Genomic DNA, 7,337 nt, shown 5'->3' with positions numbered 1-7,337 from the left:
GGGACGGACATGAGGAATGGCGAAGTCTAAATGAAGAAACGAGGGTCAACTAAACGACTGCGAAGCTGGAATTCAATCTACGATTGAAAGCTTGAGGCGGACTTGGGCCGATAGTGCATCAGCTCCACCCATCCTTGTCGTCGGGATCAGATCGGCCCCTAAGGTTCTCTAAATTGTTGGAACTGCCGACTTACCCGTTTTTGTAGGGTGGCTTGTCTTTAATTCCCCTCAGATGTGGCAAACCCAAGCTGATAATGACCCCTTCATTATTGTTAATTATCATAATTAATTTGATTTCCAGATGGATGGGCGGGAGATTTTATATAATTTCCATCACATCCCATGCACCAGCCCACCAGTCTTGTCAGTCCTGAAATGGCCTTCGCCAGATTTGATTTAGTCAGTTTTGGAACCATTGAAGTGCCCGCCCACCCACTGCATTTTGGCTTTCAGGTGGATATTATTCCTGAGTTGGCTCCATATCAGATAATGTTTGGCCTCGTCTCTCGCCAAAAAATGACCAATGGCAGATTTTGCAGTGCAGGATTTGCCATACATCTCGATCTAGTGACAGGCGAAGTCTGGGATTTGCTAAATGACAACGGCCTGCTCGGCAGCATCCCAGATCATGAACTGTTCTTTTCCAAGTTTACGGATGAAGAACCCATGCTGCTAAGCTGGAAGATCGAGCATTTGGGAACCGCATTGATCCCAAAGCTGCACATCGGAAACGAAGAGTGGCTCTATCCTGCGATAGGTTTCAGGCAGGGCATGCTCATGGAAACCATTGCCGGAGCTTCTGGTGACTTTGGAAGCACCTTAACGGCCTTCCACCACCCGGCAGTATGGCGCGAAGCCATGTATTGAGCCAGACCTCCAGATCTCGCACACACATCGGACCTCAATCCCTGCATCTGCAGGCTGATCACAAAATCTGAAGCCGCCGAGTATGGTGATCGAGATGAGATCCCTAGCTGCGTTACGAATGCCTGAATCTGGGATTTAGATCAAAATCTCCTTCACGACGTTCCCATAGACATCCGTGAGCCGGAAATCACGGCCGAGATGCCGCCACGTCAGCTTCTCATGATCGAGGCCGAGTTGATGCAGGATCGTGGCGTGCAGGTCATGCAGATGTACTTTGCCGGAGACGGGCCGGAAGCCGAAGTCGTCGGTCTCGCCGAAGGTGAAGCCGGGTTTGATGCCGCCACCGGCCATCCAGGTGCAGAAGCTTTCGGGCTGATGCTCGCGGCCATGTTTGTCGATGGGCGAGGTGCCGCTGAGGTCCTGGCTCCAAGGCGTGCGTCCGAACTCACCGGACCAGACGACGAGCGTGTCATCGAGCAGGCCGCGTGATTTCAGATCTTTGATCAGTGCGGCGCAGGGTTGATCGGTTTCGCCGCAGCTCTTGGGAAGTGCATCGCGAATGTTGCCGTGATGATCCCAGCCGCCCATCGTGACCTGCACAAAGCGCACTCCGGCCTCGCTGAGGCGGCGCGCGAGCAAGCAGGCGCGACCGTTTTTGTCCGTGGTCTTTTCGCCGATGCCGTAGAGTTTTTTCGTCGCTTCGGATTCGTTGGAGATGTCCACCAGCTCGGGCGTGGCGCTTTGCATGCGAAAGGCGATCTCCATGCTCTCGATCATGCCTTCCATCCGCGCGTCGATTTCGGCACCCTTGAGCAGGCGGCGGTTCATGCGCTGGGTGAAGTCGATGCGCGCGCGCTGCGCCTTCGCATCGCCCGAGACATCGGTGAGGTAGTCGATGGGCGATTGTTTGTCGCCCTGCGGGATGACGACCTTCGTGCCCTGATGCGCGGCGGGCAGAAACGAGGCGCCGTAGAGCCGCGTGTCACTGTCGGGATGGATGGTGATGAAGTTCGGCAGATTGCTGTTCTCCGCGCCGAGGCCGTAGCTGATCCACGAGCCCATCGATGGCCGCACATCGGCGGTGACACCGGTGTGAAATTGCAGCGCGGCGGGCTGATGCTGGTTGTTGTCCGAATGCACGGCACGCAGCAGACTGATCTCATCGGCGATGGTCGCGGTGTGCGGCAGCAAATCGGAAATCATCATGCCCGACTGCCCGCGCGGACGCACCTCGCCATGCGTGGCGAGCGCGAGGAATTTGTCCGTGCCGACCCGAAGCTCGTTCGTGTTGATCGGCGCGGAGATCGTCTTGCCATGCATGCGCTTGATGTAGTCCTTCGGATCAAACAAATCTGGCTGCGAAGGCCCACCCGACATGAAGAGGAAGATCACGCGCTTCGCCTTTGCCGGAAAACGCGGAGCCTTCACCGCAAGCGGGCTGCTGGCTGCCTGCACGAGATCGTGCAAGGCAAGCGCGCCGAAGCCGGTGGCGGTGCGTTGCAGCCAGGAGCGGCGGGAGAATGCGGGAGTTGTGTTCATGGTCACAGGCGGAGAAGAAACTCGTTTGAGGAAAGCAGCGCATGGCTCAGCTCGATCCAGGCGGCTTTGGCGGGTGCGGATTCGAGAAACTGAACGGCGTCATCGCGTTCGGTGGAAGTGATGGGACGGCCAAGAACACGGAGCCACAGCGTTTCAAGCCGTGCGCCTGTGTTCGTCTCAGTCTGCGTGAGATCGGTGGCGAGTTCAGTCGCGCGAGTGCGCAGCATGTCGCTGTTCAGAAGAAAGAGCGCCTGCGTTGGCACGGCGGTTTCGGCGCGTTTGCCGGAGATTTGCGCGGGCTGGGTGAAGTCGAAGACATCTCGCAGTTTCGCGGAGCCGGGTTGCGCGGCGGTGCGGATGACGGGCAGGTAGATGGTGCGCTCGAAGTCTTGGATGGGCCGCATCTTCTTGAGGTTGAAGGCCGGTGGGTTCACCGCTTTTGGGCTGAGGCTGGTGACGTTCTCAGGGAACTCGAGCGGCAGCGCCGTTCCTCCTGCCGAACGCGCCAGCTTGCCGCTGATGGCGAGCATGGAGTCGCGAATCGCCTCCGCATCAAGCCGCTGGCGGTTCATCCGCCAGAGCAGACGATTTTCCGGGTCTTGGCTCATCGCGACGGCGTTGTGCGCGCTGCTCATGCGATAAGCCCGGCTGAGCACGATGGCGCGGATGATCTGCTTCTGCGACCAGCCGCCGTTCACGAAACGAGTGGCGAGATGATCGAGCAGTTCGGGATGCGAAGGCGCTTCACCGCGAACGCCAAAGTAGTCGACGCTACGCACCAGACCTTCGCCGAAGAGTTTCTGCCAGATGCGATTCACCGTGACACGGGCCGTGAGCGGATTGCGCGAGTCAGCGAGCCAGTCGGCAAGCTGCACACGCCCGCTTTGATTCGCCGGAATCGGCGGCATTTCGCCCCACGAAGCCACACGCATGACACCGCGCTTCACCGAGTCGCCGAGCGCATACGGATTGCCGCGAATGGTGATCTGCATGTCGGTGGGCTTTTCACGATCATGCACGGCAAAGGCTTTCGGCACGATGGGAGCGAAGAACTTGGCGTGCTCGACTTCGCCGTTGGTGGCTTTGATGCGTGCGGCCAGCGCGTCGCGCTTCTTTTCGAGGTCGGGCTTGGTTTCCTTCGTCGCTTTGGCGATCTGCGGCTCCAGCGCGGCTTTGTCCTTCTCAGCAGCTTCGCGTTCGGTCGTGAGCGCTTTGATCTTCGCTTCATTGGCGGCGAGGAGTTGCTCACGTTGGGTCTTCTGCTCGGCTGTTTCGGGCAGTTCGGCCTTGTGGACGCTGCTCCACACGCCGTTGTCGGTTTTGTAAGTCGAGTTCGTGCTGCGGAACATGCCGGCGATGGCGTAGTAGTCGGTCTGCGCGATGGGATCAAACTTGTGATCGTGGCAGCGCACGCAGCCGAGCGTCATGCCAAGGAAGGCGGTGCCGACCTTGCTGACTTGCTGATCCACGAGGTCCATCTCCATCTTCAATTTGTCCACGGCGACGATTTCGACATCGCCGAGCACAAGAAAACCCGTGGCGGTGATGTTCTCGGCGCGTTTCAGCGGTGAATCAGCCGGAAGCAAATCACCCGCGACTTGTTCGCGAATGAACTGGTCGAAGCGCTTGTCGTTGTTGAAGGCGTTGATGACGTAGTCGCGGTAACGCCATGCATGCTCGGCGAAGACGTTGTTCGAGGTGCCGATTTGATCGGCATAACCGGTAAGGTCGAGCCAATGCCGCGCCCAGCGCTCGCCGAAGGCTTGGGATTGTAGCAGTCGATCAACGACAGCGGCGTGGGCGTCGGACTTGTCTGACAAGTCCGACGTGAAGCTCTCGATCTCCTGCGGAGTCGGTGGCAGACCAGTGAGATCGAGCGAGACACGGCGCAGCCAGGTGTAAGCATCAGCATCAGCGGCTGGCTGAAGGACTGCGGCTTCGAGTTTCGCTAGGATGAAGCGATCCATGGCATCCAGCGGCCATGCGTTGTCTTTGACCACTGGCGCTTTGGCATCGCGCACGGGCTGGAAGGCCCAGAACTTCTTTCCGGCCTCGAAGTCGATGGTTTTGGCTTTTGCAGCCACTTTCGCCACTCGCGAATCGGGCGCGCCCATCGCGACCCATTTCTCCAACACTTCGATCTCGCTCGCAGCCAGCTTGCCCTTCGGCGGCATCTCCGTATCGGGATCGGCATAGCGCACGGCCTGGATGAGATGACTTTTCGCCAGATCGCCGGGAACGATGGCCGGGCCGTTGTCGCCACCGGTCTGCCAGCCCGTCTTCAAATCGAGCGCGAGGCCACCTTTGATCTTCTTCTCATGCGAATGGCACTCGTAGCAGCGCTGCTGGAGAACTGGTAGCACTTTGGATTCAAAGAACGCCATGCCGTCCTCCGCGCGCAGGGCGGAAGTGGCAAGCAGAAGGCATGGCAGAAGACGAATCACCCCGAAAAGACGTTGATAGGCGGCTGGAGCTTGCAGTCGCAACCTACTCATCAACCCGCACCCACAGGTGCCCCACGGCGCGTTCACCGCGCTCGTTCGTGTGCTCGACACTCACGAGGTAGTCACCCGCTTTGGCGAAGGCATGCCTTGTGATCGCATAGCCGTCTTTGGCGAGGGCTTTGGCGTTGCCATCGGACTTCACGCTGACTTTCGGCGTGCCATCGCCGAAGTCCCAGGTCTCTCCACCAGTGGTGCGGAAGGTGCGGACTTTAAAGGTGATCTCGGTGCCGGGCTTGAGGCCGGTGGTGGGCCAGAAGGTCGGGTGAATCGTCGGTGGCAGGTTCTTTTCGTCGCTGCCGATGACTTGGACGATGGCGAAGTCGTAGCTCACGTTGCCAGCGTCATCGGTGACTTTGAGGATCTCGCTGTAAGCGCCCGGTTTCGAGTAAGTGCGCTCGATTTTCGCACCGGAGGCGGTTTTTCCATCGGTGAAGGTCCAGTCATGGCTTTTGATCGTGCCGGATGCTGCCCACGACTTTGAAGCATCGAGCGTGATCGTCTCGCCAGCACGGATGAAGTGATGCGGACGCGCCACGGCGATGATGGTGGGCTTGTTCTCGCGCTGATAAGCCTCCCACGCGAAGGCGTAGGGCTCCTCCGTGCCCCATTTGCCGGAGGGCTGGCGGCTTTTGATGCCGAAGTGCAGATGCGTCCAACCGCCACTGGCACCTTCTTTGCCGAGGATGCCAATGCGCTGACCCATCTTCACGCGTGAACCCATCGTGATCGCTGCATCAATCGTGTGCAGATGGCTGTAGCGATAATACCAGCCGCGCTCATCAAGCAGATACACCACATCGTAACGCGGCCTCACCGGCGTGAGCGAATAGCCTGGCAGCGTCTTTTCTGAAACGCTGACCACAAGGCCATCCGTGGCCGCCACGACCTCCGTCAAACCTTCGCAGCCGCCAAAGTCGAGATCGTTGTGATAATAGATCTTCTTCCGGTCCGGCTTGTCACCGCCATCGACATAGGTCGGCTCATTGGAGAACTGAGTCGAGGTCGCGAACCAACGCTGCTTCAGCGGATACACAAAAGTGCCCGGCTCGATCCACGGCGTGCCCTTCGGCCAAACACGCAGCCGCGCATCTTTTTCGAGGCCCCATGAATCCTCACCGCTATCCGCGTTGTAGCCGCGCGTGATTGGGCAGTCGATCTGCACACCGCCGGCGGTTTGTGGCAGGTTGTAGTTCGCGCTCGTGAGCCAGGCTTCGGTGCCGTTGACCTCCACCTTCACTTGCGCCTCACGCACCGCCTTGGCCATCGAGTCGCGTTTCTCCTTCACATCGAGCAGTTTGACCTTGGCCGTGCTTCCATCGGTCAGTTTCACCTCGGCACACTCACCGATCATCAAATCAACCGCACGCAGCGTGGGTTCGAGAGTTGGCTTGGGCAGGTCAGCCCGGAGAGCCGTGGAAACAAAACAAGCGAGCAGTGCAAAGCGGGAGAGATTCATCGTGACACGACTACGCGCACGATGGACATGCTATTGCGCGACAGGCAAGGCGAGCGCGAGCGCCGTGGTGGCCCAGCAGGCGGCGGTGATGGAGATGAACTGGTCTTTGCCGTGCGGGTAGCCGGACTCGAAGTATTTCTGGAAGGGCTTCGCGCGTGAAACGACGTGCCAGGAGCCGTCGGGGAGCTGGGCTTTAAGCAGCCACTGGAGGCCGCGCTGAAACGATGGATCATTCGCCGTGATGCTGCCGGTGCGATGCAATGCGACGAGTGCCGTGCCAGTGGCGTAGGCGTCGGAGGTCATGTTTTCGAGCTGGGACCAGCCGCCGTCTTCGCGTTGCGTGCGGAGGAGGTCTTGCGCGGCGGACTTCGTGTCGGCGCTTACGGAATGAAGCGCCCACAGCCTGAAAACACGGTCCTCGGTGTTCAGCGCGGGAGTCTTGAGCAACCAGTCACGCGCTTGGTCGATGCGGGCAGTCGCGCGGTCTTGTTGTGAGGAGACCCTGAAGTGCTGGATGGATTCGAGAGCGAAGAACGTGGCGCTAAAGGAGCTTTCTTCGCTTGGCGGGCGGATGGACGGTGGTTTCCAGTGTCCGAGTTCTTTTTGGTGGCCGAGCAAATACTCGACCACGGCTTCCGTGTTGTTGTCGGGCTTCGAGTTGCCGAGTTTGAGCGTCCACAGCGCCGATCCGGCGGTGAAGGCCTGCCCGCCCTGGCCCTTGCCTTGCAGGTAGTTTTCGCGGCCTTTGGCGAGGAAGTCGGCGGTGAACTGGAGCTGTGTTTGAAGATTGCCCTCGTCGATCTTGAAGCCGCGCTCGCGTGTGGTGATGAAGGTCATCACCGGCAGGCCGGTGTGATGGCAGGTGAAGCAGTTCGAGCGCTCGTCGATGGCAATGACCGAACTGCGCTCCAACAGCGGCAACGATTTGCCGACGGCGGCGCGGATCGACGCATCATCGGCAGCACAGGGGG

At 59.3% G+C, this 7,337-nt stretch carries 5 protein-coding genes; 1 reads left to right on the top strand and 4 read right to left on the bottom strand.

From position 1 onward, the window contains the following. The first annotated feature begins 342 nt into the window (after nt 1-342). Nucleotides 343-867, top strand: a complete 525-nt coding sequence (locus AC6FTP_RS24400) for a hypothetical protein (protein WP_497209517.1) — start codon at nt 343-345, stop codon at nt 865-867. Between the two features lie 135 nt (nt 868-1,002). Here AC6FTP_RS24400 and AC6FTP_RS24395 read toward each other — a convergent pair whose 3' ends face one another. From AC6FTP_RS24395 to AC6FTP_RS24380, 4 genes are all read right to left on the bottom strand, one after another. Continuing rightward, nucleotides 1,003-2,406, bottom strand: coding sequence for a DUF1501 domain-containing protein (locus tag AC6FTP_RS24395; protein ID WP_497209516.1), 1,404 nt, complete (start codon nt 2,404-2,406; stop codon nt 1,003-1,005). Nucleotides 2,407-2,408: 2 nt separating this feature from the next. Next, a complete protein-coding gene (locus AC6FTP_RS24390; RefSeq protein ID WP_497209515.1) occupies nt 2,409-4,850 on the bottom strand; it encodes a PSD1 and planctomycete cytochrome C domain-containing protein in 2,442 nt (813 codons plus the stop codon). Between the two features lie 43 nt (nt 4,851-4,893). After that, complete coding sequence (locus AC6FTP_RS24385; protein WP_497209514.1) at nt 4,894-6,366, bottom strand: PKD domain-containing protein; 1,473 nt, start codon at nt 6,364-6,366, stop codon at nt 4,894-4,896. A gap of 30 nt (nt 6,367-6,396) precedes the next feature. Beyond that, the coding region (locus AC6FTP_RS24380) for a prenyltransferase/squalene oxidase repeat-containing protein (RefSeq protein ID WP_497209513.1) at nt 6,397-7,337 on the bottom strand (941 nt) is incomplete at its 5' end.

Source organism: Prosthecobacter sp. (assembly GCF_044378005.1).
Classification (GTDB): domain Bacteria; phylum Verrucomicrobiota; class Verrucomicrobiia; order Verrucomicrobiales; family Verrucomicrobiaceae; genus Prosthecobacter.
This window is presented reverse-complemented; position numbering and strand designations above follow the sequence as displayed.